The sequence below is a fragment of the Bacillus solitudinis genome, from assembly GCF_002797395.1.
In the GTDB taxonomy this organism is placed as follows: Bacteria; Bacillota; Bacilli; order Bacillales; family Bacillaceae_D; genus Halalkalibacter_A; species Halalkalibacter_A solitudinis.
Window position 1 is genome coordinate 2,746,919 of the sequence record NZ_KZ454943.1, and the last position, 26,485, is coordinate 2,773,403.

Genomic DNA, 26,485 nt, shown 5'->3' on the forward strand with positions numbered 1-26,485 from the left:
TCTATTATGTTTAGAAAATTAACCACCATTATGGTCATCAGTTTTGTTATGGTCAATGGACTTTTCCTTTCCGGACTTAGCTACGTATCTTACAAATACTTTTTTAATTTTACTTCGGAAGAAATAAGTGAAACGAGATTGACACTGCTAAATGAAAGTGCAAAAAAGTTATCTGGTTTTATAACAAGTATAAGTGAGGCAGGAATGTACATTGCAATCAATCAAAATGTAATTCAAATGTTTTCAGATGATCCTGCAAGTACTTATGATGCTATTGCAGAGCAACGTGAATTGACACAACTTATTAATGGTGTGACTAGCTTAAAAACGTTTATCGATTCAATTGAGATTTTTACAGACAGATATGAAAATTACCCGAGGATTCCTGGTAAAATCGTTCAACCTAAAGATATTCTTGAGAAAGAGGAATGGTTCAATCAAAGTTTCGGGAAAATGGATAATGGGTGGGTTCCTAAACATCAATCATCATTTTCAAATCAAGAAACGATTAGTTATGTGCATCGAATTATGAACCAGCGTGGGGAGACTGTTGGCTATATTAAAGTAAACGTTCTGGCTCGTACCTTTTTTGAATACATGTCAGATAAAGATTTATTAAAAGAAACGAATGAACCACTAATCCTTTTGAATACCGGAAGAAGAGTCATTGCTCAAACCCATACATCTGAATCGTTTAGTGTACTAGATGAACTTACAACATCGATTTCGTCAGAACCTTATAAGATGTTAACTGAGACATACAATGATTATTCAAACTACCATGGGTTGATAAAGCATGGAAATGAACTGTTCTTAGTACTAATATCAGAACCCAATTATGAACAATGGAGTTTGGTTCAACTAATCCCTGTTGACCCCTTATACGAAGAGACCAGAAAGATTGGGTTATATATTTTTTTTATGGGTCTATGTGGGCTATTATTATCCATCCCTATCGTGTATTGGGTAGGGAAGCGTTTTACCGTACCGATTTCAAAGCTAATTACTGGGATGAGGTATGTCGAAAAAGGTCGTTTTGATAAAAAGGTCGGACCTTATTATATTGAAGAATACGACATTTTAGCTAATAATTTTAATCGTATGACTACAGAACTTAATGAAACATTAAACAATCTAAAAAAAGAGAACGGTTTCAGAAGAGAAGCGGAACTTCGTGCTCTGCAAAGTCAAATCATGCCTCATTTTCTATATAACACATTAGACATGATTCGTTGGAAAGCTATGGATCATAATGCAGAAGATATTAGTCTTATGGTGAACCAGTTAAGTAAAATGCTTCGTATTGGTCTAAGTGGCGGAGAAAAATTCATCTTGCTGAGAGATGAACTAGAACATGCAAAAAGTTATATTGAAATCCAACGCGCCAGGTTAAAGGAGGATATTACCTATGAATTAAAAATTCCCGCCTCTCTAAAAGATTTGTATGTCCCTAAAATTATATTGCAGCCATTTATCGAAAATAGTATGAAGCATGGCTATACTACTACTGAAGATAAAGTGCGAATCATTATTTTTGCGAAAATCGTGAAGGAAACAAACAATAACTGGCTTGAAATTACAATAAGTGATTTTGGTGGCGGATTACCTGAGGATTGGAATTTAGAAAAGACTAAAGGGATTGGAATAAAGAACGTACAAGAGCGAATTTGGATGTATTGTGGGTATCCGTATGGATTAAAATTATTTAATCACGCTGAGGGAGGAACCTCTGCTCGAATCGTACTTCCAATTATTAAAGAGCATGAAGAATTGAATGTTTGGATCGAAAAACAACAAGAATGGTTTGATGGCACGAGGAGGGGCAGATAATCATGAGGTCTGTATTAATTATTGATGATGACCCTGAAATAAGAAAAGGACTTTTCAATCACATTCCATGGAAAAGGTTAAATTTATCGGTTACTGATACAGCAAGTGATGGGGTGGATGCACTAAGTAAAATAAGGAAAAGTCCACCAGATATTCTGATTACAGATATTTATATGCCCAAAATGAATGGATTGGAATTAATAAAGAGCTTGTATAAGGAATTTCCAAAAATCAGTATTATCATTCATAGTGGCTATGATCATTTTGAGAATGCCAGAGAAGCGATGCGTTATGGTGTGAAGCATTTCTTTTTAAAGCCTTCCCCCATTCAGGAAATCGAAACTGTTTTGTTAGAAATCACACAAGAAATTGAAATTCAAGAAAAACATAAATTACTACTAGAAAACTATGAGTCCCAGAGAAAAGAATATCTAAGCTATACAAAAGACGCTCTCATTAGGGAACTTCTAATTACTAGATATAAATCTTCTGATATTCCGAGTGAGAAGCTAGAACTATTAAATCTGTCTAAAGATCAGAATATTGTTGTTAGTACTCTTACTGTTATTCGGCCAACTTATTTAACAAAAGCCCTTGAACGCGAATGGCAATTAATGAAATTTAGTGCAGGAAATATTATTTTAGAAATGATTGATACTCATGAGATGTTTTCTCAAGTTGATATTCATGTCGTTGATTACTCAGACTCAACGTTTGTATTAATTTTTTTTGGAAATAAAAAAACAAATAATTTAAACAAGATAAGCTATGAACTATCGAATAAATTGATGAAGACAATATTATTTTTCTTGAAACTTTCTATCATTGTTGGGATAGGTCGTATGAAAACAGGTGTTCATGAAATTATCGATTCGTACCTTGAGAGTCAGCGTGCTTTAGAAGCGGCTGAATATCAAGAATTTAATAAAGTATATACATTTGAAGTGGTTCAAGAGCAGGGGGAAGTAGAGTCTTATCATTACCCGTTTGAGTTGTTAAAAGACATTCATGAGGTGGTCCTCCAAAAGGAACATGAAGGTCTAGTATCCATTTGGGACAGTTTTGTAGCGACATTACAAATTGAAAAAACGCTGCCTCTATTTATTGTTCAAAATATTTGTGTCAGCACACTGAATGCCATGATGATGAATTCACATTCTAAAGGACAATCAGCGCACGAAATCACCGATATGTCCCAAACGATATTGAACGTATATTCGTACCGAACAATAAATGCTTTGATTGAATGGATGGGTAAACAAATTAATGAATGGGTGGGTCAAACAAAAGAAGAATTAACAGGAAAGAAAAGTCACAAGTTGATTCTAAGTGTTAAAGACTACGTGAAAGAGAATTATGACCAAGAAATTACGCTTGCAGAAATTGCTGATTCGTTATTTATAAACCGTAACTACTTATCGCAACTATTTAAAAAGGTTACTGGAGAAAGCTTTGTGACTTATTTAAATAAGTTTAGAATTCAGAAAGCAAAAGAGAGGTTAAGAGAGAAGAAATACATGATTTATGAAATAAGTGAAATGGTAGGCTATCAAAACCCTACTTATTTCAGTCAGGTGTTTAAGTCAATAACTGGAGTGAGTCCTTCCGAATTTCATTGAGGAATTCAATTATAAAAGGTAAGAGGAAAGGAAATGGAAATGCTAAGAAACGAGCAAATACAAGTTAGAGATCCATTTGTTTATGTGGATGAGAATGAAGGGAAGTATTATCTGTTTGGTAGTACAGATAAAAACATATGGGGCCCTGGTACGGGATTTGATGTCTACATTGGAGGAAACTTAGAAACATGGGAAGGACCTTTTCCTGTTTTTCGTCCAAACGATGAATTTTATTCTGATGAAAATTTTTGGGCACCAGAGGTACATCGTTATCAAGAGAAATATTATATGTTTGCTACGTTTCTAAGAAAGGATAATCAAAAACGTGGAACAGGTATTTTAGTTTCAGATAAGTTAACGGGCCCATTTGTTATGCATAGTATTGAACCGGTTACACCTAAAGAATGGTATTCACTAGATGGCACTTTGTATGTTGATGAAAACAGGGATCCTTGGATTGTCTTTTGCCATGAATGGGTCCAGGTAGGAGATGGTGAAATTTGTGCGCAACGGCTATCACTTGATTTAAAAGAAACTGTTAATGAACCTATTGTATTATTTCAAGCATCTGATGCAGCATGGCCAACTGCTTTCAACCATGATAGATTTCCAAACCAAGATAATTTTGTAACAGACGGAACGTTTATGTTTAAAGCTTCAAATGGTGAATTAGTTATGTTGTGGGCGAGTTTTATTGATAATATCTATGCCCAAGGAATCTCAAAATCTACCACAGGAAAAATTACTGGCCCATGGAAACATCAGAAGGCTCCCCTTTATGTAAATGACGGGGGGCATGGAATGTTGTTTCGAACATTCAGCAATCAACTTATGTTAACTTTACATAGACCAAACAAAACACCGTTAGAACGGCCTATATTTATAAAGATAACCGAAGCAGATGGTGTCCTAAGAGTTGAAGAATAACAAGTATGATTTGCATAATGAAAGGATGTTTTCATAGATGAACGTTTACGAAAGTGTATCAAATGTAAAAATTGCTTATATTGGCGGTGGCTCTAGAGGATGGGCTTGGGGACTAATGAGTGATTTAGCGATGGAACCCCAGCTATCTGGCCATGTGAAGTTATATGATGTTAACCTAGAAGCTGCTCAAAGTAACGAGAAGATTGGTAATCGATTATCTGAACGAAAAGACGTTGTGGGAAAATGGACGTATGAAGCGGTGCAAACTCTTGCTGAAGCTTTAGAAGGGGCAGATTTTGTTATAATTTCAATTCTCCCAGGAACATTCCATCAAATGCGATCAGATGTTCATTTACCTGAACAATATGGCATTTATCAATCAGTTGGCGACACCGTCGGACCTGGTGGACTCATTCGGGCGTTGCGAACCATTCCAATGTATGTTGAGTTTGCTGAAGCGATTAAAGAGTACTGTCCAGATGCATGGGTCATTAATTTCACAAATCCAATGACACTTTGTGTAAGAACGCTCTATGAAGTATTTCCAAAGATAAAAGCAATTGGTTGCTGTCATGAAGTATTTGGGACTCAAAAACTATTAGCACGTATGGTAGAGGAGTTGCAAGGCGATAAACAAGTACACCGTGCAGAAATAAAGGTAAACGTACTTGGAATTAATCATTTTACTTGGATTGATAAAGCCACTTATCAAGGCACTGATTTAATGCCTCTTTATGATGATTTCGCAAATAAATACTATAAGGAAGGATATGAGTTATCAAGTGCTGGACATTGGATGAATAGCACATTTGCATCAGCACATCGCATTCATTTTGACTTGTTCCTTAAATTTGGGTTAATTGCAGCAGCTGGTGACCGTCATTTAGCAGAATTTATGCCTCTTCATTGGTACTTGAAAAATCCTGAAACGGTTAAGTCTTGGAAGTTTGGTCTTACAACAGTCGAATGGAGACTCGAAAACAGAGATAAGTTAATAGAAACTTCAAAAAAACTTGTTAGTGGAGAAGAATCTGTTGAATTAAAGTCAACAGGTGAGGAATCTATTGGAATGATGAAAGCACTACTCGGTCTTGAAGACTTAATTACTAATGTTAATATGCCAAACAGAGGCCAAATGGGTGGAATTAAAGAAGGGGCAGTAGTAGAAACGAATGCTTATTTTAGTGCTGACTCGGTTAGGCCTGTTTTAGCAGGAACACTGCCACCTTCAATAAATAAGATGGTCGTAGCTCACAGTTATAATCAAGAAACCATTTTAAAGGCTGCACTTGAAAAAGATAAGAAGTTAGCATTTAGTGCTTTTTTAAATGATCCCCTAGTTATGATTGATGTTAAATCTTCAAGTGAATTATTTAATCAAATGCTTGTCAATACAAAGGAGTATTTACCTGGCTGGGAGTTATAAATTGGTGATAGAGGTGAGTAAAAGTTATGAAAATTGATCGGAAAAACCTTATTAAAAGACACTGTCCTAAAGTTTCAAAGGTGGAACCATTGTCGCCTTTAAGTGTGGGGAATGGTGAGTTTGCCTTTACTGCGGATATCACCGGTTTGCAAACGTTTCCAGATAGTTATGAGGTTCCTTTAGGTACACAATCAAACTGGGGTTGGCACTCTACAAACCAACCCAATCAATATACACTTGCTGATATTGACTTTCAATCATTAGAAACCTATGGAAGGAAAGTAGATTATCCGATTTATCCAGGAACGAAACCAGAGGCTTATCATTGGCTAAGACAAAATCCTCACCGGCTCCAACTGGGACAGTTATCTTTACTTCTATATAAGGAAAACGGAGAACTTGCTCATCTCGGGGACCTAGAAGCTATTAACCAAATCTTAAATTTATGGGAAGGTTCTTTGGACAGTGAATTTAAGGTTCAAGGAGAATCTGTTTTTGTGAAAACGGTTTGCGATCCAGACGCGGATCGACTAGGGGTAAGTATACAATCGTCTCTATTAAGAAAAGGGAGACTCCAAGTTATGGTCAAGTTCCCTGATCCGGATGTTTGTTCTGATGAATGGGAAGAAGCCACTCAGTTAAAGTGGGAGAATAGCGGACGTCATAGTACGACTATTTTAAGTCAATCAAATCATAGTGTTAGATTCAAACGTCAGTTAGATTTAGATGGATATGAAGTAGCTTGGGAATGGAGTGAGGGGGTTCTAAAGGAGATATCAGAGCATGAATATATTCTGGAGTCTGGAGACATTGCAGAACTCACTTTTTCCATATCCTTTGCTACAAATTCACCTTCAGTAAGTGAATTTGAAGACATTGTGTATCAAAGTAAGGAGCACTGGGAAGCTTTTTGGTTGAATGGAGCTGCGATTGACTTTTCTGATAGTCATGATCCTAGAGCGCATGAACTGGAAAGAAGAGTCGTTCTATCTCAATTTTTAACAGCGATACATAGTGGAGGCTCCCTTCCTCCACAAGAAACGGGATTAATGTATAATAGTTGGTTTGGGAAATTTCATTTAGAAATGCATTGGTGGCATGCGGCGCACTTTCCACTGTGGGGGAGAACTCAGATTTTAGAGAAGAGCCTAGAGTGGTATCGAACAATTTTACCATTAGCGAAGCAATTGGCGGCTTCTCAAGGTTATGAGGGTGCGCGGTGGCCGAAAATGGTGGGACCAGAAGGGAAGCAAAGTCCTTCGACAATTGCTACCGTGTTAATCTGGCAGCAACCTCATCCGATGACTCTAGCAGAGTATAGCTACCGGGCCAACCCAACTAAGGAGATTCTTTTACGATATAAAGAAATTGTTTATACATCTGCGGATTTTATGGCTTCCTTTGCAGTTTGGGATGAAGCTAGGGAGGAATACGTCCTTGGCCCTCCTCTAATCCCTGCTCAGGAAAATCACAAACCCGAGGAGAGTATTAATCCTCCTTATGAATTAGAGTATTGGAAATTTGGATTAGACATTGCGATAAAATGGGCGGAACGACTTCAAGAGCCAATATCGTCTAAATGGCTTAATGTCTCACAAGCTTTAGCAAAGCCTCCACATGCGGATGGCGTGTATTTGGCACATGAGCAATGTCCTCATACATATACTCGTTATAATCACGATCACCCCTCGATGGTTGGTGCATTAGGGATGTTACCAGGAACATTAATTGATAAGGCGATTATGAAGCGAACCCTATTGAAAGTAAAGCGGGAGTGGGATTGGGATTCCGCTTGGGGCTGGGATTTCCCCATGTGTGCAATGACAGCAGCACGGTTAGAAGAACGTGAATTAGCTGTTGAATTTTTACTCTTGGATGCAAAGAAAAATACTTACTTAGCGAATGGTCATAATTATCAACGACCTGGTCTTTCAGCCTATTTACCGGGTAACGGTGGGTTGTTAACAGCGGTTGCTATGATGACTTCTGGTTGGCACGACTCAGAACTAGATTCACCTTTGTTTCCGGAGGATGGGAATTGGAACGTGAAATGGGAAGGACTCAAGTCCATACTATAGTATAAAGTTCATTTATGTCACATATACAAATAAAAGCCTCTTACCTACAGTATAGACTGTAAGTAAGGGGTGCAGTAAATAAAGTTTTAAATTGTATAGAAGGTAAGCCGCCCTGTTATGAATAGGGTGGTTCTTTAATCTCTAATCCATAATGTATAATGGAACATATAATTACAATTATGTACATCGAAGTTTGCATTTAATGTGGTAATCTATGAAATTGCTCATAACCGGAGAGGGGATTAGAAAAATGAAGAAAACTGATAAACTTTCTATTATCGGAGTCCCGATGGATCTTGGTCAAAAACGCAGAGGTGTGGATATGGGTCCCAGCGCGATGAGATATGGTGGTTTAATTGAAGAGCTACAAGATTTAGGTTTCACACTGCGAGATTATGGAAATATCTCAATTAACCGTTCCGTAAAACGTGATGCCAAAGAAGAAAACCTCGAAAATTTGCATGAAGTCATTCATGCGAATGAGGAGTTACGTGCATTGGTGGTGGAGATTCAGGAAGAAGATAGTTTTCCGCTGATTCTTGGAGGAGACCATAGTATAAGTATCGGTTCTATTGCAGGATTAAGTGAAAAGTATAACAACCTTGGTGTTATTTGGTTTGATGCTCATGTTGATTTGAATACGGCAGAAACCTCCCCTTCTGGAAATATACATGGAATGCCACTTGCTATAAATTTAGGAATTGGTCATCCGTTACTAACAAATATAGGTGGATACTCTCCTAAAGTCAAACCGGAACATATCGTAATTATTGGTGCACGTTCAATTGATGAGGGGGAGCGTGAACTAATTAAGGAATTGGGAATTAAAGTGTATACCATGCATGAAATTGATCGTCTTGGAATGACATATGTAATTCAAGAGACCATTGAATATTTATCAGAGCGAACGGATGGAGTTCATTTAAGTCTAGATCTAGATGGGATTGACCCTATTGATGCTCCGGGGGTAGGGACGCCAGTTCTTGGAGGTATTACTTATCGGGAGAGCCATCTTGCACTTGAAATTCTCGCTGAAGCTGAAATTATTACTTCTACGGAGTTTGTTGAAGTAAATCCAATCTTAGACCATAAAAATCAGACGGCAGATGTTGCCGTAGCGTTAATCACATCGCTACTTGGAAAAAAGTTATTATAGTTTAAAAAGGGGACTTTTTAAGCGAAGCTACTACAAGTTTTAAAGCCTTAGTGTAAATGTTTTATTAGAGTAAGATGAGTAGTATGTAAGCCATTGCTCTAAATTTCTTAAAATAGTAATGTGACAAAATAAAAATAGAATTCAAAAGGTGTATGTGATCTCTTATGGACTTTTTTTTAACTGTCTGAAGAGTCGATTAATTGTATCAATTCCTATCAATTCCTTATACAATAAAGTTAAGAGACTTTTAAATTGATTAGAGTATCTCAAATATACATAGAGGTGGATATTTACTTGATTACTTTTATAGAACGAAGAGTACTAATACTGATAATCATTGGTTTTTTGGTATTCGTTTATTCATTATTCTTTCAAAACGCTTTTATGGAATATATATCTACCGATTATTTATATATTCATAAGGTTTTGGATTTATTTACTATATCCATTGCACTTGCCATTTTTGTATATGGATGGTTGACACTGCGGCATACAAATGAAACTGTACCGTTTCTAATCACGAATGGGTTTTTAGCTGTAGCGATTTTCGAGGTTATTCATACGTTATCTTACAAGGGGGTCTCATTTGATGAGGGATTTCAAACAACTGTTTGGCTAGGGGCTCTAGTTTGTTTGACTGAATTGCTCGTTCTTACAATTGGAATTTATTTTTTGAAAAAAATAGAAAGTGTTCAAGCCCCGTCTATGAAATATATTTGGGTTGCTATTACCGTAATTTGGACGATTATTCTATCAGTTTTCATTGTCCAATCTAGTAATACTCTTCCTTTTCTAGTGACGGAGGAATTAAAGCCAACTTTCCTCAAGAATATAATTGAAATTACTAGTGTGTGTATGTATTTAGGGTTTCTCCTTTATTTTTTTAATCGATATAGTGAAAAGAAAAATATTATCTACCTTGATTTATTATTAGCATGTTGCTTTATGATTTATGGTTCATTAACGGTTTTAACATTTCGAACTATTTATGAAATAGCCATTACAGCGCAAGCATTTAAAGTGATTGGGTATTTCTTTATTATGAAAGCGTTCTATTATTGGCATATACAGAAATCCATTGCCGATAAAGAGGAAACGGAACAAAAGCTCCTACATGTTGAAAATGAACTTGAGTCGCTTTTTAAATATACCCCTGACGCCATTGTGATTTTTGATCGTGAAAGTCAACTAATTTTGAGAAGTAATCCGTCTTTTAGGAAGATGTTTGGCTTTAAGCGGAATCACAGTCTTTATTTAGAGACCATAATTCCGAAAACAGCAGGGGATATTAAAACAAAACTAGAAGCATTGAAACCTGGACGTTCATATACCAATTATCATACTCAGTTGCAATGTAAAGACGGAAAGTTAATTCCTGTAAGTGTAACTATCTCACCGATAAAAGCAGTAGATAGTGAAAAGAATAACCGCTTTTATGCAGCAATTATTCGTGATGAGACGGAGAAGAAGCAGGCTGAGAGTGCCATTCAAAATGTGCGTAGGGAGTTACAGGAAGCCATTGAGCAACACCAGGGAGCAATATTTAAAGTGAAAAAGGTTAATGGAAGCTTTGTCTATACTCTTGTGGATGGTCAAATGCTTAGAAAGTATTATTTTGTTCCAACTGACGTAGTTGGGAAAACTCCAGGTGAATTGTTCCCAATGGAAAAGGCAGTTAAGCTTGAAGAAAAATATGAGCAAGCATGGCAGGGAAATCAGCTAACGTTTCAATCTGATTTACTCTCTGATATTACCATTCTTATCTCTCTCAATCCTAAAATCGAAAATGGAAAAACCGTTGAACTTATCGGGTCATTTATTGACATTACAACATTAATTAAAACAGAAGAACTACTCAGGAAATCGGAAAAGCTTTCAGTTGTTGGTGAATTAGCGGCCGGTTTTGCTCATGAAATTAGAAATCCGTTAACGACCATAAAGGGATTTCTTCAGCTGCTAGAAACAACCGCTGAAATTAAAAATAAGTCTTACTTGAGTATTATGCTTCAAGAGATTGAACATTTAGAAATGATTACAAATGAATTCATGGTTGTTGCTAAACCTCAAGCAATACAGTTTCAAAAAGAAGATTTAGGAGAAGTACTAGCTACAGTGAGCAATTTCTTACATCCGCAAGCCTTATTAAAGGATGTTGAAATGTATATTGAAAAACCAGAGTATCCAATACATATTTTTATTGATAAAAATCAATTACGTCAGGTGTTCATTAATCTTTATAAAAATGCAATGGAAGCGATGCCTGAAGGAGGGGTAATAATCACAAGGGTCTTATTAGTAGGGAGTGAAGTTTCGATAGCTATTACGGATGAAGGGATAGGCATTCCAGAAGAAATTATTGATCGATTAGGGGAGCCATTTTATACCCTAAAAGAGAAAGGAACCGGCCTTGGACTAATGGTGAGTAAAAAAATTATAGAAGCGCATCAAGGTACACTTGAAATAACTAGTAAAGTAAATGTAGGAACGACGATGACCCTTAACATACCTTTAGCGATAGATGAAGACAAAAAGTATCAACCCAGTTATTAGGAACTGAGTTGATACTTTTTTTAGAGGGCTTGCTTTTGCAATGCTTCATCGGCATCTGCTTGTTGTTTTAACTCAGCATCGGTAAGATAGTATTCTTCACTGAATGAGTTTTTGGGCTCTTCAAGAGTGAAATAACAGACGATAAAGCTAACAAACGCCCCTGATGCTAGGATAAAGAAAAATTGCTGCGGTGAAACAAAGGTAAACAATGTAAGATAAATCGTTGCACCAACGTTACCGTAAGCACCTGACATCCCAGCAATTTGTCCAGTAACACGTTTTTTAATCATTGGAATTACTGCAAAGGTCGCACCCTCCGCCCCTTGGATAAACATTGACGTTAATACTGTAACAGCAACGGCTAAGACTAAAGGCCAACTAGAATCCATTAAACCCATTAAGATGAGGCCTATTGAAATTCCTAACATATAGACAAGCATAACTTTACGCCGACTTCCCATTCTGTCGGAGAGAACCCCCCCCAGCGGGCGAGCAACTAAGTTAACAAAGGCAAAAGAAGAAGCAATTAGTCCAGCAGTTGCTGGTGTTAACGAGAAAGTTAATTGGAAAAACATTGGAAGCATTGAAACGATGGCTAGTTCTGCACCAAAGTTTGCAAAATACGTACTATTTAAAGCTCCTACGTTTTTAAATTTATATTTGTCTTCTTCTGGCACCCCAGCTTTAAGGCGAGGTACATTAACTTTTAAAATATTAAAAACTTGATAAATAACCACAAGTGTAATAACAGTCCATATAATATATAGTGCTTCTTCTGAAATGAAACCAAGTCCCTCAAGTCTCCAAGCACTAACAGCAAGCGCACCACCTAGAGGTAATGTCCATGCGATTAATTGGATAAGGTCACCCCAACTACTAATTTCAAGAGCAGAGGCTCTTTTCGGCTTAATTAAAGCTTTTCCTTTTGGAGTATCTCTTACGAAAATATAGAAGATTATCCCGTAAACAAAACAGACAACACCCGTAAAGGCTAGGGCATACCTCCAACCATTGTCTCCACCAAGGATAGTTAGTGCAAACCATGGTAATAACATGGCAGCCGCAGCTGAACCAAAGTTACCCCATCCCCCGTAAATACCCTCAGCAAAACCTACACTCTTAGGAGGGAACCACTCGGCTACCATTCTAATTCCGACAACGAAGCTGGCACCGATGCTACCAAGAATAAGGCGTGATACCATTAATTGTGCCCATGTATCACCAAAAGCAAAGGTAATTGCTGGTATTGACATTAAAATTAGTAAACCTGAATATACAACTCTTGGTCCATATTTATCTAATAATGAACCAATGATAATTCGTGCAGGGATTGTTAGAACAACATTACAGATTCCTAATGCAGCGATGTGTTGAGGTGTTAACCAATTCATATCCGCCATTATTGTTGTTGCTAGAGGGGCCATGCTGTACCATGCGAAGAAAGAAACAAAAAATGCAAACCAAGCAAAATGTAACATTTTAATCCGTTCGTTTTTAAATTTAAATAAATCAGTAACTGTCATTTAAAACCCTCCTCTTAAATACATGTTTGATTTTCTTTTTATTTTTACATGAATATTTCGACTTGTCTGAACTTTGGTCAGATAGGTTAACAGTGTTTCGATAACCTGGGATTCACCTTCCTTTTGATGATACTTTGTTGAGCAATAAGAACGTATATCATATTAACCTCCCTGTGAAATACATGTTTTGATGTTGTTATTTTTACACGGCTTTTTCATTCTGTCTTAAAAATTGAGAGATAATTTTACATTGAAAACGTTTTCCAATAAAATTGAGCGTTTAAAGTTAAATCTAAACTATTTATCCTAAGCGTTTGCCGAATAGGGCCGATTTCTCACCATTTAAACAGAAACGGAAGTGCGGAGGAATGTTTATTAAAGGCCCTTTTAAACTCTAATCTCGGGGTATAAATGAATTTATCTTTAAAATAGTCATTTTGGGACTTTCTAATGTTAGAATTTCTCACGTCCTGATTGAATAAGAGTTTGAAAGTTAATAAGTTAATTAGAACCAATAAATTAAAATAATATTTGTAGTTAAAAGGGGTAGGGATTTCAGGAACATTACAAAACATCTTTACTGTCTGGTTAAATGCTTAAAACACATACCTTTTTAAGTTAAGGATTATATGGTATCTGTTAGTAAGAGAACGCCATAAATGAACCACATTAAAGCGTTCTCTTTTTTCAATGAATGAGAGTGTTGTCATCTCAATGATTTGAATGATAGAATATTCGTAGTCAAGGTAAAGTTTAGGAGGGAAGCTTGTGAGATTAGTCACTCGTTCAAATTTTGATGGTCTTGTTACTGCAATGCTACTAAATCAATTAAATCTAATTGATGAAATGGTGTTTGTCCATCCAAAAGACGTGCAAGATGGAAAAGTTGAGATTACTGCAAATGATATATTAACGAATGTTCCGTATGTTGAAGGTTGCGGAATGTGGTTTGACCATCATGCGAGTGAGCTAAGACGAGTGAAGGCTGAAAATTTTACTTTTAAAGGAGACGTGCGTCCTGCAAATAGTACAACTCGCATAGTTTATGATTATTTTGGTGGTAAAAAAAAGTTTGGTACGAAGCTTGATGATATTATGAGTGGTGTTGATAAAGCCGCTGCTGCTAATTTCATTAAAAAAGATATCCTGTATCCTAAAGGATGGGTCTTAGTATCTTTCATTATGGATGCAGGTGCACAAACAGGTATAAGTAGTTTTCAAAATTACACGATAAGCCCCTACCAATTAATGGAGAAGCTTGTTAAATTATGTGCAGAAAAGAATGCTATTGAAATCCTTGAGGATCCTGATGTACAGGAAAGAGTGAAGCGTTATTTTGAATTAAATGAAGAGTTTCAATCGATGTTAAAGAAGTATTCAACAATCTATGAGAATGTTATTGTTACTGATTTACGTGGTGTGGAAGAGAGCTTGCCAAGCAACCAGTTCCTTGTGTATGCGCTTTACCCTGAACAAAATATATCTATATCGATTGTTGATGGATCTAATAATAAGGTATGTACAATTGCTTGTGGTCACAGCGTTATTAATAAAACGTCCACTATTCATGTTGGTCAGATAATGGGGGAGTACGGTGGTGGTGGGCAAAAGGCGGCTGGAATGTGTCAGGTTGCTTATGAAGGGTCGGATGATGTTATTGCTACCCTAGTCCATAAATTGATAGAGAATGGTTAATTTTAAAACGTAGGAAAAAAGGGTGTTCAAAAGGTAAAAACCTTTTGAACACCCTTTTTAAAGGCTTTTTTATCGTTTAAGCTTAGGGAGGTATAAGTAGGTCCCAGCTCGCCAAAGCCATTCAACCGGACCTATATAACAATGAGTAATCCACCATTTACTAAAGAGAATTTGTAGATAGAAAAAGAAAAAAACAATGATGACTCCTGCAAAATAGCCAATTTGACCAAATAGTCCCAATCCATATCCATAAAAGAGACTAGTGAATACTACAGACTGAAGCAGGTAGTTTGTTAACGAAAGTCGTCCAACATAAGCAAGAGGCTTTAGTAATTGTATTCTTTTTTCATTAGAGATGACTAGAACAATACTGGTCGCATAGAACATTGCCACAAGTGGCCCTCCGACCATAGAATGAAGCATTTCAAATTGCTCAGAATCATTAATGGTATAAGCAATTTTACTAGGAAAACCTATAAGCAAGGTGGCCCACCATATTTTTTTCATCAAAACATGGTGTTTTCGAGCTTCTAGTAACCAATTTTTTCGAGCGACGTAAGCTCCGAGTAAAAACATTCCAAGTACAGATACTATACCACTTCCTAAAATAACGATATCACCTATCCACCCCATTCCTAGGGGGTCTGCATGAAGACGGAAGGAAACGACTTCATGATAGGAGCCCGATGTGAGAATTTCTTTTTCGTTAATAGAGTACGAAGTTAATGATTCATTAAAAGCTGTCATTGAACCATCATCTTCAGGAGAGGCGATAGAAAGAGCCATAAGCAGTAGCAAGATAAGAGCCCAAATAAGTAACCCTTTTTCAGATAATTTCAAGAAAAAGAATAGAAGAAAAGAGGCTAACGCATACATAAATAAAATGTCTCCATCCCAAATTAAAAGACCGTGGATGTACCCAAGAGCAAGTAAAATAATCATTCGTCTCCAATATAACGGAGTAAATCGAAGTGACTTCTGTTGAAGACGTTCTTTTAAGAAAGCCATGCCATACCCAAAAAGAAAGGAAAATAACGTATAAAAGCTTGCTTGTGCAAAAATGATAATAACAACTTCAGTCACGCGGTCAAGAAGCCCAAGTGGATAATAGTCGTGCAAGTTAGGAATCAGAAAAAGTCCAAACTGAAAATGCATACTGTTTGCTAGTAATATTCCTAAAAGCGCAAAACCTCTCATAATATCGAGTGAGAAAATGCGATCCGATTCTTGAATTGATGTAGGTCGATTTTTCATTGGATTTCTCCTTCTCTCGTTATATAGTCATTGTAAATTATTGTATTCCGTTCTACAATATGCAGATTGTATGTAGTTCTATTTAAAACATAATCGATTCTGAGCGGATTTCTTACAGAATGAGAGCGGCTCATGTAAACTATTACTTAATACTTATTAAAAAGAAAGGAGATTAGAATGATTCAATCTAAAGTAATTGACCTTATTAAGAGTCATCGTTCAATTAGGAAATTCACAAAAGATCCAGTATCCAAGGCATCCATTAAGGAAATTGTTGAAGTGGGGAGATGGGCGCCTTCTTCGCACCATGTTCAAGCGTATAGCATTATCGTTATTGAAGGTGAGGAAACGAAACGTAAGCTTGCTAAATTAGTAGGAAATCAACAATATGTGGCAGAGTGTCCGGTCTTCTTTGTTATCTGTGCAGATTTTCAGCGGTTAAAATGTGCGAGTGAAAAGCATAATGAACCTTTTGAAGCTGGGGGGGCAGAGCAATTGTTAGTTGGCGCTGTTGATGCTGCATTAGTGGCTCAAAATATGCTTATTGCCGCAAGAGCATTTGGACTTGGTGGCGTTATGATTGGTGGGATTAGAAATCAACCGGAAGAGGTTACTTCCCTCCTGAACTTACCGAAATATGTGTTTCCTGTGATGGGATTATGTGTTGGTGTACCAAATCAAAATCCTGAACAAAAACCACGTTTACCTATAGGAAGTGTCGTTCATCATGAAAGGTATGATGAAGCAGTAGATGCATTAGAAGATTATGATGAAGTAATGGAAGCATACTATTTAAAGCGTACGGAAGGAAAACGTATGGATACTTGGACTAAGCAAATGGCAAAGCATTTTTCTACACCAAAAAGAGCGCATATTGGCGATTTTTTGAAAAAGCAAGGATTTTTATCAGATTGAAATTTCCTTGACAACACAATTGTTTTTCTATAAAATCTCACCATAATGTTGCTTGAAAAACTAGGAACTCAATTAACTTAATTTGTCATTGATTGTACAAAAAGCCTCTTTTTATACATGAGAAGAGGCTTTTTAATATGGATACAGTTCTATCTTAAGGAGAAAAGTCAAATGAATACGTTTAAACAATCTGATGCATTACAACGTTTGCCAAAGCAATTCTTTTCAAATTTAGTAAATAAAGTAGTGGAGTTAAAAAAGAAGCATAATGATGTCATAAATTTAGGTCAAGGAAACCCAGACCAGCCTACTCCGACTCACATTGTAGAAAAATTAAAAGAAGCATCTGAAAATCCAATCTATCATAAATATTCACCATTTGATGGCTTTCCTTTTTTAAAACAAGCCGTTGCCGATTATTATAAGAGAGAATTTAATGTAGAGATTGATCCAACAAAAGAAGTCGCTGTATTGTCTGGAACAAAAACAGGACTTGTAGAAATTAGTCAATGTTTTTTAAATCCAGGTGATGTTGCACTTGTTCCAGACCCTGGCTATCCAGATTATTGGTCTGGCATCGCTTTATCAGGTGGGGTGATACACCCGATGCCATTAATAATTGAAAATGACTTTCATCCTGATTTTTCTTCAATTAAAGAGACTGTTCTACGATCTGCTAAATTAATGTTTTTAAACTACCCCAATAATCCAACTGGAGCAACTGCAACACCAGAATTATTTGAAAATGCTATTTCGATTGGTAAAGAGCATGATATATGTGTCGTTCATGATTTTGCTTACGGAGCAATAGGCTATGAGGGTGAAAGACCGATGAGTTTTTTAGAAATTCCGGGTTCGAAGGAGGTTGGTGTTGAAATGCTAACTCTTTCCAAGACTTATAATATGGCCGGGTGGAGAGTCGGTTTTGTTATCGGAAATCCGAGGGTGATTGAAGCGATTGAACTAATTCAGGAACATTATTATTGTAGTTTATTTGGTGGTATACAGGAGGCGGCAGCTCATGCATTGCAGGCGGATCAATCCTGTGTGCAGGATTTAATTAAAATGTATGAAGGTAGAAGGAATGCATTAGTCAGCGCCGCCAAAGAAATTGGGTGGAATGTGCAAGCACCAAAAGGGTCATTCTTCGCTTGGTTTCCGGTTCCTGGAGGTTATAGCTCGGAACAATTTGCAGAGCGGTTACTCGAGCAAGCGAGAGTTGTCGTAGCTCCGGGTATTGGGTTTGGGACATATGGCGAAGGGTATGTAAGAATTGGGTTGCTAAGTAATGAGGAAGACTTGCGTGAAGCAATGAAAAGGATAAAAGAACTTAATCTTTTTTGAGCAGAAATAATAACAACGATATGTTGAAAAGAGGTCGATACATATGAGTGGGATAAACAATATTTTTTGCATTGGAAGAAACTATGCCAAACATGCGACGGAGCTTGGGAATGAAATTCCAGATTCCCCTATTTTATTTTCAAAGCCTACTCATGCTCTAGCTAGTGCAAGCGGTCATACCTTAACATTCCAAAAGGGAAAAGGGGAGATCCACCATGAACTTGAAATTGTTTTACTTATAGATCGTCCGGTGAAAAAGGGAGACAAGCTTGAAGATGTTGTTTCAAAGATGGCATTAGGAGTAGACTTAACACTGCGAGATATTCAGTCTGATTTAAAGAAAAAGGGGCAACCTTGGCTTAGAGCTAAAGGATTTAAAAATTCTGCGATTATTACTGATTTTTGGAAGTTTTCAGGAGTCGAACAATGCGAAAATTTTTACCTGGTCAATAATGGAAGAGTAATTCAAGAAGGAAATGTTCAAGACATGATTTTTGATTTTCAGTCAATTATCGATGAGTGTGAAGACGTCTTTGGTTTAGGGACTGGAGATATCATCTTTACAGGTACACCAGAAGGGGTAGGACCAATTTCAGACGGTGATGTTTTTAAGATGTATTGGGGAGAAGAGGAAAAGGGTCAATTTCAAGTTTCTATAAATTAAAATAAGGGATGTGTCATAAGCAGTCTTTGACCTTATGCCACATCCCCTTACTTTTTATTAGGAAGCTGAATTTCTAAATGTTACTCACTATGATAAGGAGAATTTGTTGCTTTTTCTGCCCGCATTTGTTTTTTGAACCGATGTGTTTCAGCCACAACAACACCAGAAAGGCCGAGTAAACCTATTAAGTTTGGAATGGCCATCAAACCATTCATTATATCAGCTAATCCCCAGACTAAGTTTAAACTTGCCCCTGCACCAAGGACAACGGCTAAAACATAAGCAATTCGGTAAATGAAAATTGCTGAAGGTGATTTAAATAAATAGCCGATACATTTTTCCCCATAATAAGACCAACCTAAGATTGTGGAGTAAGCAAAGAAAATCATACCAAGGGCGACAATTATCGAACCGATGGGCCCGAGGAAGAATTCAAATGTTGCCGATGTTAAAGCTGCCCCTTTGAGGTCGCCGATATAAAGATTTCCCATCACGAGAGCAATTCCCGTAATCGAACAAATAATAATGGTATCAATAAATACTTGAGTCATAGATACAAGAGCTTGTCGCCCTGGATAGTCTGTTCTTGCAGCTGCTGCGGCTATTGGAGCTGATCCTAAACCAGCCTCATTAGAAAAGACACCTCTAGCAACGCCGTATTGGATAACGACACCGAGTGCCCCACCTGCTACCGCTTGCCCTGTAAAGGCATCAGAGAAAATAAGACTAACAGCACTAGGGACAAGAGAAATATTACTAATAATTAAAATAAGTCCTGCTATGACATAAAATAAAGCCATGACTGGAACAATGAATGCTACTGCACGTCCAATGCTACGAATTCCTCCTAAAATAACAATCCCTGTAAATAGAGCTAATAATCCTCCGGTAACCCAAGGATTAATTCCCCAATTACTTTCGATAACATCTGCAACTGAATTTGATTGAACGGTATTTCCGATTCCGAATGCAGCTATGGCTGCGAAAGCTGCAAAGGCGATTCCTAACCATTTCTGACCTAATCCTTTTTCAAGATAATACATTGGTCCGCCAGCCATCTCACCATTTTCCCCTTTTTCACGATACTTAACTGCTAAAATAGCTTCTGCATATTTAGTAGCCATTCCAAATAGGGCGGACAGCCACATCCAAAAAACAGCACCTGGCCCACCAATTACAACAGCTGTCGCGACCCCGGCGATATTTCCAGTCCCAACCGTCGCGGCAAGTGCTGTCATTAATGATTGAAAATGGGATATATCACCTTCAGACTTTTTATCCTGTGTCCGACTGAATGCAAGCTTTAACGCATATGGCAGAGTAGAAAATTGTAAGAATGATAGACGTAGCGTTAAATAAATACCGGTACCGACTAATAGGATAAGCAGAGGTGGCCCCCAAATAAAGCTATTAATCGAATCGATGGTCTGCATGAGTGTACTTTTTTCTTCCATAGCACTCATCCTCCTTTTTCTAATAATATAAACTATACTCTGGAAAAATACCTACTTTGTCAATGTATAGTTTTTTCCAAAAAAGAACTCTAAAGATTTTTATTATTAGAGAGAAGGAGTGAGTGATGATTCAAACAGCTATTTTTGCGCATCGAGGGTTTTCTAGTCAATATCCGGAGAATACAATAGCCGCCTTTCAAGCGGCTACCGAGGTTGGTGCTGATGGAATTGAGCTCGATGTACAATTAAGTAAAGACCGTGTTCCTATTGTTATTCATGACCATATGCTCGAGAGAACTACGAATGGAAGCGGACGTGTAAGCTCTTATACCGTTGAAAAACTAAAACAATTTGAGGCAGGAACTGGGAAGTGGAAGAATGAGAAAATTCCTACCCTAGAGGATGTCTTTATTTGGGCAGAGGGTAACACACTTAAGGTGAATATCGAGATAAAATCAAACGTAGCAAAAAAGAGAACGTTATGGAAACGAATTTTAAAGCTGATAGAAAAGTACAAAATGGAACAAAGAGTGATTATTTCTTCATTTGATCATAGACTTATTCGTCGAGTCAAAGAAAAAGCATCTCATTTAGAAGTAGCTATTATTACGCTAGCTACACTGAAGCATCCTGAAGAAGATATAGCTTTCGCTGGAGCAGAGGGTTACCATTTTCATTATTTATCACTGGATGAAGAGGAAATCAAATATCTTCTCACGAAAAAAATTAAACTTAGGCCTTATACTATTAACGATAAACTAGTTATGAAACAATACATGAAACTTGGTTGTCATGCTTTTATTACTGATGATCCTAAACTTGCTCTTGAGGTAAGAAATGAGTTCAAAAGAAAAGCAGCCGACTTTTAAGAAAGCGGCTGTCTTAACTTAGAGGAGGGACGACTCTGGTTGCTCCAATACACTAATATTGAAAGCAAAAGAATGTAATTCAAAAAGTTTCTAGCTCATTGTCACAGGGTGAATACCCCAAATCTCATTTGCATACTGAGATACTGTACGGTCACTTGAAAACTTTCCTGAATGAGCAATATTCGTAATGCTTTTCTTTAACCATATCGATTGTTGGCGATATGTTTGGTCAACAAGTTGCTGAGCTTCTACATATCCATCAAAATCCTTTAATACGAAAAATTCATCATTTCGTTTTAGAAGAGAATAGTAGATATGTTTAAACTCGACGTCGTCTTTTGAGAAAAAGCGAGTAACAAGTTGATCCATCACCGTTCGAATTCGTTGGTCACTGTTGTAGACATCTCGAGCGCGATAGGTCCCCTTTTCTTGATAGTCGAAAACTTCCTCAGAGGTTAAACCAAAAGTGAAAATATTTTCTGGGCCTACCATTTCTTTAATTTCTACATTTGCACCATCATGTGTTCCGAGTGTAAGAGCCCCGTTCATCATTAATTTCATATTACCTGTACCTGAAGCTTCTTTACTAGCTGTTGAAATCTGTTCGCTTACATCAGCTGCCGGTATGATACGCTCAGCAAGGGAAACATTATAATTTTCAAGGAAAACAATTTTTATTTTATCTCTAGACGCAGGGTCTGAGTTAATTTTCTCAGCTGCAGCAGTAATTAATTTAATAACATTTTTGGCGAAATGATACCCTGGTGCTGCTTTTGCACCAAAAATAAACGTTCGCGGGGTCATTGGTAAATTTGGATTTTCACGGCATAATTGGTAAAGATGTAAAATATGAAAAATGTTTAATAATTGTCTTTTATATCCATGTAGTCGCTTGATATGTACATCAAAGATGGAAGTTGTATCAATCACGATTCCGTATTTCCCATGGATGTAAGCAGCAAAGTCCTCTTTTTTCTTTTGTTTTACGTTAGCGATAGCATTTTGAAAAGAGGAATCATTTGCAAAAGGAAGAAGCTGTATCAGTTTTTTAGGTTCTTGAATCCAACCATTTCCTATCGTTGAAGAGATAAGTGAAGCTAATTCTGGATTGACATTAAGGAGCCAACGTCGATGAGTAATTCCATTTGTTTTATTATTGAAGCGTTCAGGGAAAATCTGATAAAAAGGTTTCATCACTTGTTTTTTTAATATCGTTGTATGGAGCTTTGCAACGCCATTAATACTAAAGCTACCGACCATTGCTAAATGGGCCATATGAACAGTACCGTATGATATGATGGCCATCTGCGCAATTGAATCACGAAGGCTTGGATGTTCGTACCAAATTTGTTTACAAAAGCGCTCGTTGATTTCTTCGATGATCATATAAATACGTGGAAAGAGGTCGCGAATCATGTTCTCTGGCCACTTTTCAAGTGCTTCATTTAAGGTTGTATGGTTTGTGTATGCTACTGTGGAGGTTGTAATAGCCCAAGCCTCGTCCCATCCCAAACCTTCATCATCCAACAGTAAACGCATAAGCTCTGGTACGACTAAGCTTGGGTGTGTATCATTTATTTGGATTGCTATTTTATTAGGAAGATTTTTAATGTGATGATGAGTTTGTTTATGTTTTTTTATAATATTTTGTAGTCCTGCTGAAACAAGAAAATATTGTTGTTTTAAACGAAGTATTTTTCCTTCATAAAAAGAATCATCAGGATATAGGAATTCAGAGATTTGCTCGACTGAACGTTTGTAATCTAAATAATGATAATAGTCATGTCCGTTAGGGGATTGGAAGTGGAAATGATTGTTCATTGATTCTGCACTCCATAATCGAAGAGTATTAACAACCTCATTCTGATAACCAACGATAGGCACATCATACGGAACTGCTCTTACACGTTCATAATCGACATGCTTAAAACGAAGATTGTCTTCCTCATAATAAACCTCTACTGTTCCTCCAAAACGAACTTCAACCGCTTCTTCTTCTCTTTTTGTTTCCCACATATACTCATCTTTTAACCAGTAATCGGGAAGCTCAACCTGGTATCCATTCACCATCTTTTGTTGAAATAGTCCATATTTGTAGCGAATGCCAACCCCATGCCCTGGGAGTTTTAAGGAGGCTAATGAATCGAGAAAGCAAGCAGCTAGTCTTCCGAGTCCACCATTTCCAAGTCCAGCATCATGCTCTTGTGAGAAGACTTTATCTGTATTTAACCCACTCTCCATTAGAACTTCCTTACAAACATCAAACCAGCCTACGTTTAACAAGTTATTTTCAATGAGGCGACCTAATAAGAATTCCATCGATAAATAGTAAACTTGTTTATATTGACCTTCTTGATAGGATTTTTGCGTGTGCTGCCATTTTCGGTAAATTTCATCTTTAATCATTAAGCTAATTGCTTGAAACACTTCTTTATCTGTTGCATCCTTCATACTTTTACCGAATGAGGTTGTTAGCTTCTCGCGAAATTCAGTTAGGAACATTTCCTTAGTTACGGTCAACGTTCTTCACGCTCCTTTTCATTCAATTAGCTTTTCATAGAGATTCATGTAAGTTTTTGCTGACTCGGTCCAGCTAAAATCAGATTGATACACATTATGACAAATTTCAACCCACATCTTTTTATCTTGGTAAAGTGATAATGCACGTCGGATAGTATAAAGGAGGTCATCTGCATTAAAATTTGTGAAACTAAAACCATTTCCTTCCCCTGTTTCTTCATTGTATGAAAGAATTGTATCGTTTAACCCACCCGTTTCACGAACAATTGGGACACTTTCGTAACGAAGGGCAATAAGTTGGCTTAAGCCGCATGGCTCAAATTGTGATGGCATTAAAAACATATCAGAAGCGGCATAGAATGTACGAGCTAAGCTCTCATCAAAGGCTAATTCTACATGCATTTTATCGGGAAATTTATTTTTGAAATATTTAAAGGCCTGTTCAAATTCAAGATCCCCCGTGCCAAGAATCGTTAATTGAACATCTTCAGTTTGAAGTAATTCTTCGAGGATATGAAGGATAAGTGGTAAGCCTTTTTCAGAAACTAGACGAGAAATAATTGTTACCATCGGTGTTGAATCTGAGATGTTGAGATTGTATTTCTCTTGGATATATCTCTTGTTTTTTCGTTTTTTATCTAAGTCATGAGAATAGTTGAAAGGAAGAGCTTTATCGGTTGCTGGATTAAAGTCATTAGTATCAATTCCGTTGATGATACCGGTTAATGTAGAGGAACGTTCATTTAAAATAGTATGTAACCCTTCACCGAAATGAGGAGTTTTAATTTCCATTGCATACGTCGGGCTAACTGTTGATACCCAATCAGCGTGGATAAGAGCAGCCTTCAAGAAGTTAACAGAATCGCCCATCATGAGACCACCAATATGGGTCTCATCAAGATGTAGCAATTCATGAAAAATAGAAAAAGAAAATATCCCTTGGTAACGTAGGTTATGAATGGTGAAAAGAGTTTTGACAAGCTTAGAATGACGACCCGCTTTAATATAAGCTGGAATAAGACCTGTTTGCCAATCATGGCAATGAAGAATGGAGGGGTCTAAATTCAAATAGTCAATACTCGCTAAAACAGCATGAGTAAAAAACACATAGCGCTCGGCGTCATCAAAATGTCCATAAAGGGAATCACGTTTGAAATAGTACTCGTTATCAATAAAATAATACGTAACATCACTTTGTTTTATTTTAAAGAGTCCACAATGTTGATTTCTCCAGGTAACATTGACTGAGAAAGAGCCAACGAATTCAAGCTCTTTCTCATATTCTTCGGGTAGCTTTGAATGTTTGGGAAGAATAACAGTTGTTTCAATTTTTTTATTTCTAGCTAACTCTTGAGGAAGAGATCCAATTACGTCAGCAAGGCCTCCGGTTTTAAAAAATGGCGTACATTCTGATGCAACCATCACAATATTCAACATATATTTGCTCCTTCCTTAAATAGAGTTAGAAAAATGAATTTAACTAAGTCAATTAGAAGAGAATCTTGATGTAAGACCTTGCGTTTTATTGTTCTAAATGACTTTCCGTTTGGCGATAATATAAGGCTGTTCCTTTGCACCTATAAATGTTCTTTTTGGTGAGAGGAGAATATCTTTATCTAGAATCATGTTTTCTAAAATCGTTCCTTGATGAATATCACATCGTTGCATCACGATTGAATTTCGAATAACTGCATCCTTATGAACATGAACGCCTCTAAACAGAATACTATTTTCAACTGTGCCTTCAATTAAGCAACCATTTGCTATTATTGATTGATGAACTATGGCCTCTTTCGAGAAATGAGTCGGGGGTTCATCTTTAATTTTAGTATAAATCGGATTTCTGTTTAAAAATAGCTTTTTGTAAACACTTTTATCTAAAATCGACATACTATGCTTGTAGTAGCTATCGATAGAGTTTATAACAGCAAGGTAACCTTCATATGCATAACAACTTACTTTCAACTTTGAGAGATTGGCAAGGACACCATCTAGTAAAAGATGTTGGTTGTTTCTTGCAATGCAATAGTCAACCAGTTTTAATAGAACGTCTTTTCGAATAATATACATCTTCATATAAAGATTAGGATTACTTACATCTGTTGTTATCCGTTCTAACCTTCCGCCCTTGTTAAATTCCAGTTTTTGTTCAGAATGAAACTCAGGTTCCATTTTACGGGTATTGTGGTAAATGATTGTAACATCTGAATTAGTAGAGAGGTGCTGATTAAAGACTTCTTTATAGTTGATATTACAAATAAATTGACTTCCGGTAATAAGTACATGTTCTGCAGAACCCCGTAAAAAGAAATCACGATTATTATGAAAATGTTGTAGTTCTCCCTGGGATAAATCGGTAGGATCGTGCCAATCTGGAGGCAAAATGAAGAGTCCTCCTCTTTTGCGGTCAAGTTCCCACGGTTTTCCTGTTCCTAAATGATCCATAAGGGAACGGTATTTTTGACGTGTGAAAACGGCTACATCGTGAATTCGTTCATTTACCATATTTGAAAGGACAAAATCAATGAGGCGGTATCTCCCGGCAAAAGGGACGGAGGCTCCGCATCGAAAATAAGTGAGTTCACGTAGTAAATCTTGTTCTCCATCTAAATTAATAACCCCCATTAATTGTTTCATTAAATAAACGCCATCCTCTCCTGA

18 protein-coding genes are annotated in these 26,485 nt (G+C 36.9%); 12 read left to right on the forward strand and 6 right to left on the reverse strand.

Features of this window, described 5'->3' with window-relative positions:
- Positions 1-6 precede the first annotated feature (6 nt).
- The 7 genes from CEF19_RS13320 (at position 7) to CEF19_RS13350 (ending at position 11,586) form a co-directional block, all read left to right on the forward strand.
- Positions 7-1,830: a sensor histidine kinase gene (locus CEF19_RS13320; protein ID WP_100406495.1), complete on the forward strand. Its 1,824-nt coding sequence runs from the start codon at positions 7-9 to the stop codon at positions 1,828-1,830.
- Positions 1,831-1,832: 2 nt separating this feature from the next.
- Positions 1,833-3,449 carry a response regulator gene (locus CEF19_RS13325; RefSeq protein WP_100406496.1) on the forward strand — a complete coding sequence of 539 codons (1,617 nt, stop codon included), beginning with the start codon at positions 1,833-1,835 and terminating at the stop codon, positions 3,447-3,449.
- A gap of 33 nt (positions 3,450-3,482) precedes the next feature.
- Entirely contained in the window at positions 3,483-4,376 is an 894-nt protein-coding gene (locus CEF19_RS13330) for a glycoside hydrolase family 43 protein (protein WP_406565358.1), read from the forward strand.
- A 37-nt stretch (positions 4,377-4,413) separates the two neighbouring features.
- Positions 4,414-5,802, forward strand: a complete 1,389-nt coding sequence (locus tag CEF19_RS13335) for a family 4 glycosyl hydrolase (RefSeq protein WP_100406497.1) — start codon at positions 4,414-4,416, stop codon at positions 5,800-5,802.
- 26 nt (positions 5,803-5,828) lie between these two features.
- Positions 5,829-7,880, forward strand: coding sequence for a glycoside hydrolase family 65 (locus CEF19_RS13340; protein WP_100406498.1), 2,052 nt, complete (start codon positions 5,829-5,831; stop codon positions 7,878-7,880).
- Positions 7,881-8,130: 250 nt separating this feature from the next.
- Positions 8,131-9,036, forward strand: a complete 906-nt coding sequence (gene rocF / locus CEF19_RS13345) for an arginase (protein WP_100406499.1) — start codon at positions 8,131-8,133, stop codon at positions 9,034-9,036.
- Positions 9,037-9,330: 294 nt separating this feature from the next.
- A complete protein-coding gene (locus tag CEF19_RS13350; RefSeq protein WP_100406500.1) occupies positions 9,331-11,586 on the forward strand; it encodes an MASE3 domain-containing protein in 2,256 nt (751 codons plus the stop codon).
- A 20-nt stretch (positions 11,587-11,606) separates the two neighbouring features.
- Here the strand turns inward: CEF19_RS13350 and CEF19_RS13355 are convergent, their stop codons facing one another.
- On the reverse strand, positions 11,607-13,109 hold the full coding sequence (locus tag CEF19_RS13355) for a NarK family nitrate/nitrite MFS transporter (protein WP_100406501.1): 1,503 nt from the start codon (positions 13,107-13,109) through the stop codon (positions 11,607-11,609).
- Positions 13,110-13,877: 768 nt separating this feature from the next.
- On the opposite strand from CEF19_RS13355, the gene CEF19_RS13360 reads away from it, so the two are divergent.
- Positions 13,878-14,804, forward strand: a complete 927-nt coding sequence (locus tag CEF19_RS13360; RefSeq protein ID WP_227521985.1) for an exopolyphosphatase — start codon at positions 13,878-13,880, stop codon at positions 14,802-14,804.
- 69 nt (positions 14,805-14,873) lie between these two features.
- On the opposite strand, the gene CEF19_RS13365 is transcribed toward CEF19_RS13360, so the two are convergent.
- On the reverse strand, positions 14,874-16,058 hold the full coding sequence (locus CEF19_RS13365; RefSeq protein WP_100406502.1) for a DUF418 domain-containing protein: 1,185 nt from the start codon (positions 16,056-16,058) through the stop codon (positions 14,874-14,876).
- A gap of 177 nt (positions 16,059-16,235) precedes the next feature.
- On the opposite strand from CEF19_RS13365, the gene nfsA reads away from it, so the two are divergent.
- From nfsA to CEF19_RS13380, 3 genes are all read left to right on the forward strand, one after another.
- The gene (gene nfsA, locus CEF19_RS13370; RefSeq protein ID WP_319830076.1) at positions 16,236-16,973 is read left to right on the forward strand and encodes an oxygen-insensitive NADPH nitroreductase; all 738 of its coding nucleotides are present in this window, start codon (positions 16,236-16,238) and stop codon (positions 16,971-16,973) included.
- Positions 16,974-17,144: 171 nt separating this feature from the next.
- A complete protein-coding gene (locus CEF19_RS13375) occupies positions 17,145-18,317 on the forward strand; it encodes a pyridoxal phosphate-dependent aminotransferase (RefSeq protein ID WP_100406503.1) in 1,173 nt (390 codons plus the stop codon).
- A 43-nt stretch (positions 18,318-18,360) separates the two neighbouring features.
- Complete coding sequence (locus CEF19_RS13380; protein WP_100406504.1) at positions 18,361-18,981, forward strand: fumarylacetoacetate hydrolase family protein; 621 nt, start codon at positions 18,361-18,363, stop codon at positions 18,979-18,981.
- An 80-nt stretch (positions 18,982-19,061) separates the two neighbouring features.
- Here the strand turns inward: CEF19_RS13380 and CEF19_RS13385 are convergent, their stop codons facing one another.
- A complete protein-coding gene (locus CEF19_RS13385) occupies positions 19,062-20,435 on the reverse strand; it encodes an alanine/glycine:cation symporter family protein (RefSeq protein WP_100406505.1) in 1,374 nt (457 codons plus the stop codon).
- A 125-nt stretch (positions 20,436-20,560) separates the two neighbouring features.
- On the opposite strand from CEF19_RS13385, the gene CEF19_RS13390 reads away from it, so the two are divergent.
- Positions 20,561-21,304: a glycerophosphodiester phosphodiesterase family protein gene (locus CEF19_RS13390; RefSeq protein WP_100406506.1), complete on the forward strand. Its 744-nt coding sequence runs from the start codon at positions 20,561-20,563 to the stop codon at positions 21,302-21,304.
- 90 nt (positions 21,305-21,394) lie between these two features.
- On the opposite strand, the gene CEF19_RS13395 is transcribed toward CEF19_RS13390, so the two are convergent.
- The 3 genes from CEF19_RS13395 to glgD all read right to left on the reverse strand — a co-directional run bounded on the left by CEF19_RS13395 (position 21,395) and on the right by glgD (position 26,461).
- Positions 21,395-23,806, reverse strand: a complete 2,412-nt coding sequence (locus CEF19_RS13395; protein ID WP_157801081.1) for a glycogen/starch/alpha-glucan phosphorylase — start codon at positions 23,804-23,806, stop codon at positions 21,395-21,397.
- Positions 23,807-23,842: 36 nt separating this feature from the next.
- Positions 23,843-25,261: a glycogen synthase GlgA gene (gene glgA, locus CEF19_RS13400; RefSeq protein ID WP_319830077.1), complete on the reverse strand. Its 1,419-nt coding sequence runs from the start codon at positions 25,259-25,261 to the stop codon at positions 23,843-23,845.
- A gap of 93 nt (positions 25,262-25,354) precedes the next feature.
- Positions 25,355-26,461 carry a glucose-1-phosphate adenylyltransferase subunit GlgD gene (gene glgD / locus CEF19_RS13405; protein WP_100408312.1) on the reverse strand — a complete coding sequence of 369 codons (1,107 nt, stop codon included), beginning with the start codon at positions 26,459-26,461 and terminating at the stop codon, positions 25,355-25,357.
- Between the last annotated feature and the right edge of the window lie 24 nt (positions 26,462-26,485).

Coding starts and splice junctions, on each gene's coding strand:
- nfsA (WP_319830076.1), top strand. CDS start 16,236: ATGATTCAATCTAAAGTAATTGACCTTATTAAGAGTCATCGTTCAATT.
- CEF19_RS13395 (WP_157801081.1), bottom strand. CDS start 23,806: ATGTTCCTAACTGAATTTCGCGAGAAGCTAACAACCTCATTCGGTAAA.
- CEF19_RS13385 (WP_100406505.1), bottom strand. CDS start 20,435: ATGGAAGAAAAAAGTACACTCATGCAGACCATCGATTCGATTAATAGC.
- CEF19_RS13320 (WP_100406495.1), top strand. CDS start 7: ATGTTTAGAAAATTAACCACCATTATGGTCATCAGTTTTGTTATGGTC.
- CEF19_RS13365 (WP_100406502.1), bottom strand. CDS start 16,058: ATGAAAAATCGACCTACATCAATTCAAGAATCGGATCGCATTTTCTCA.
- CEF19_RS13330 (WP_406565358.1), top strand. CDS start 3,483: ATGGAAATGCTAAGAAACGAGCAAATACAAGTTAGAGATCCATTTGTT.
- CEF19_RS13355 (WP_100406501.1), bottom strand. CDS start 13,109: ATGACAGTTACTGATTTATTTAAATTTAAAAACGAACGGATTAAAATG.
- rocF (WP_100406499.1), top strand. CDS start 8,131: ATGAAGAAAACTGATAAACTTTCTATTATCGGAGTCCCGATGGATCTT.
- CEF19_RS13375 (WP_100406503.1), top strand. CDS start 17,145: ATGAATACGTTTAAACAATCTGATGCATTACAACGTTTGCCAAAGCAA.
- CEF19_RS13340 (WP_100406498.1), top strand. CDS start 5,829: ATGAAAATTGATCGGAAAAACCTTATTAAAAGACACTGTCCTAAAGTT.
- CEF19_RS13390 (WP_100406506.1), top strand. CDS start 20,561: ATGATTCAAACAGCTATTTTTGCGCATCGAGGGTTTTCTAGTCAATAT.
- CEF19_RS13335 (WP_100406497.1), top strand. CDS start 4,414: ATGAACGTTTACGAAAGTGTATCAAATGTAAAAATTGCTTATATTGGC.
- CEF19_RS13325 (WP_100406496.1), top strand. CDS start 1,833: ATGAGGTCTGTATTAATTATTGATGATGACCCTGAAATAAGAAAAGGA.
- glgD (WP_100408312.1), bottom strand. CDS start 26,461: ATGAAACAATTAATGGGGGTTATTAATTTAGATGGAGAACAAGATTTA.
- CEF19_RS13380 (WP_100406504.1), top strand. CDS start 18,361: ATGAGTGGGATAAACAATATTTTTTGCATTGGAAGAAACTATGCCAAA.
- glgA (WP_319830077.1), bottom strand. CDS start 25,261: ATGTTGAATATTGTGATGGTTGCATCAGAATGTACGCCATTTTTTAAA.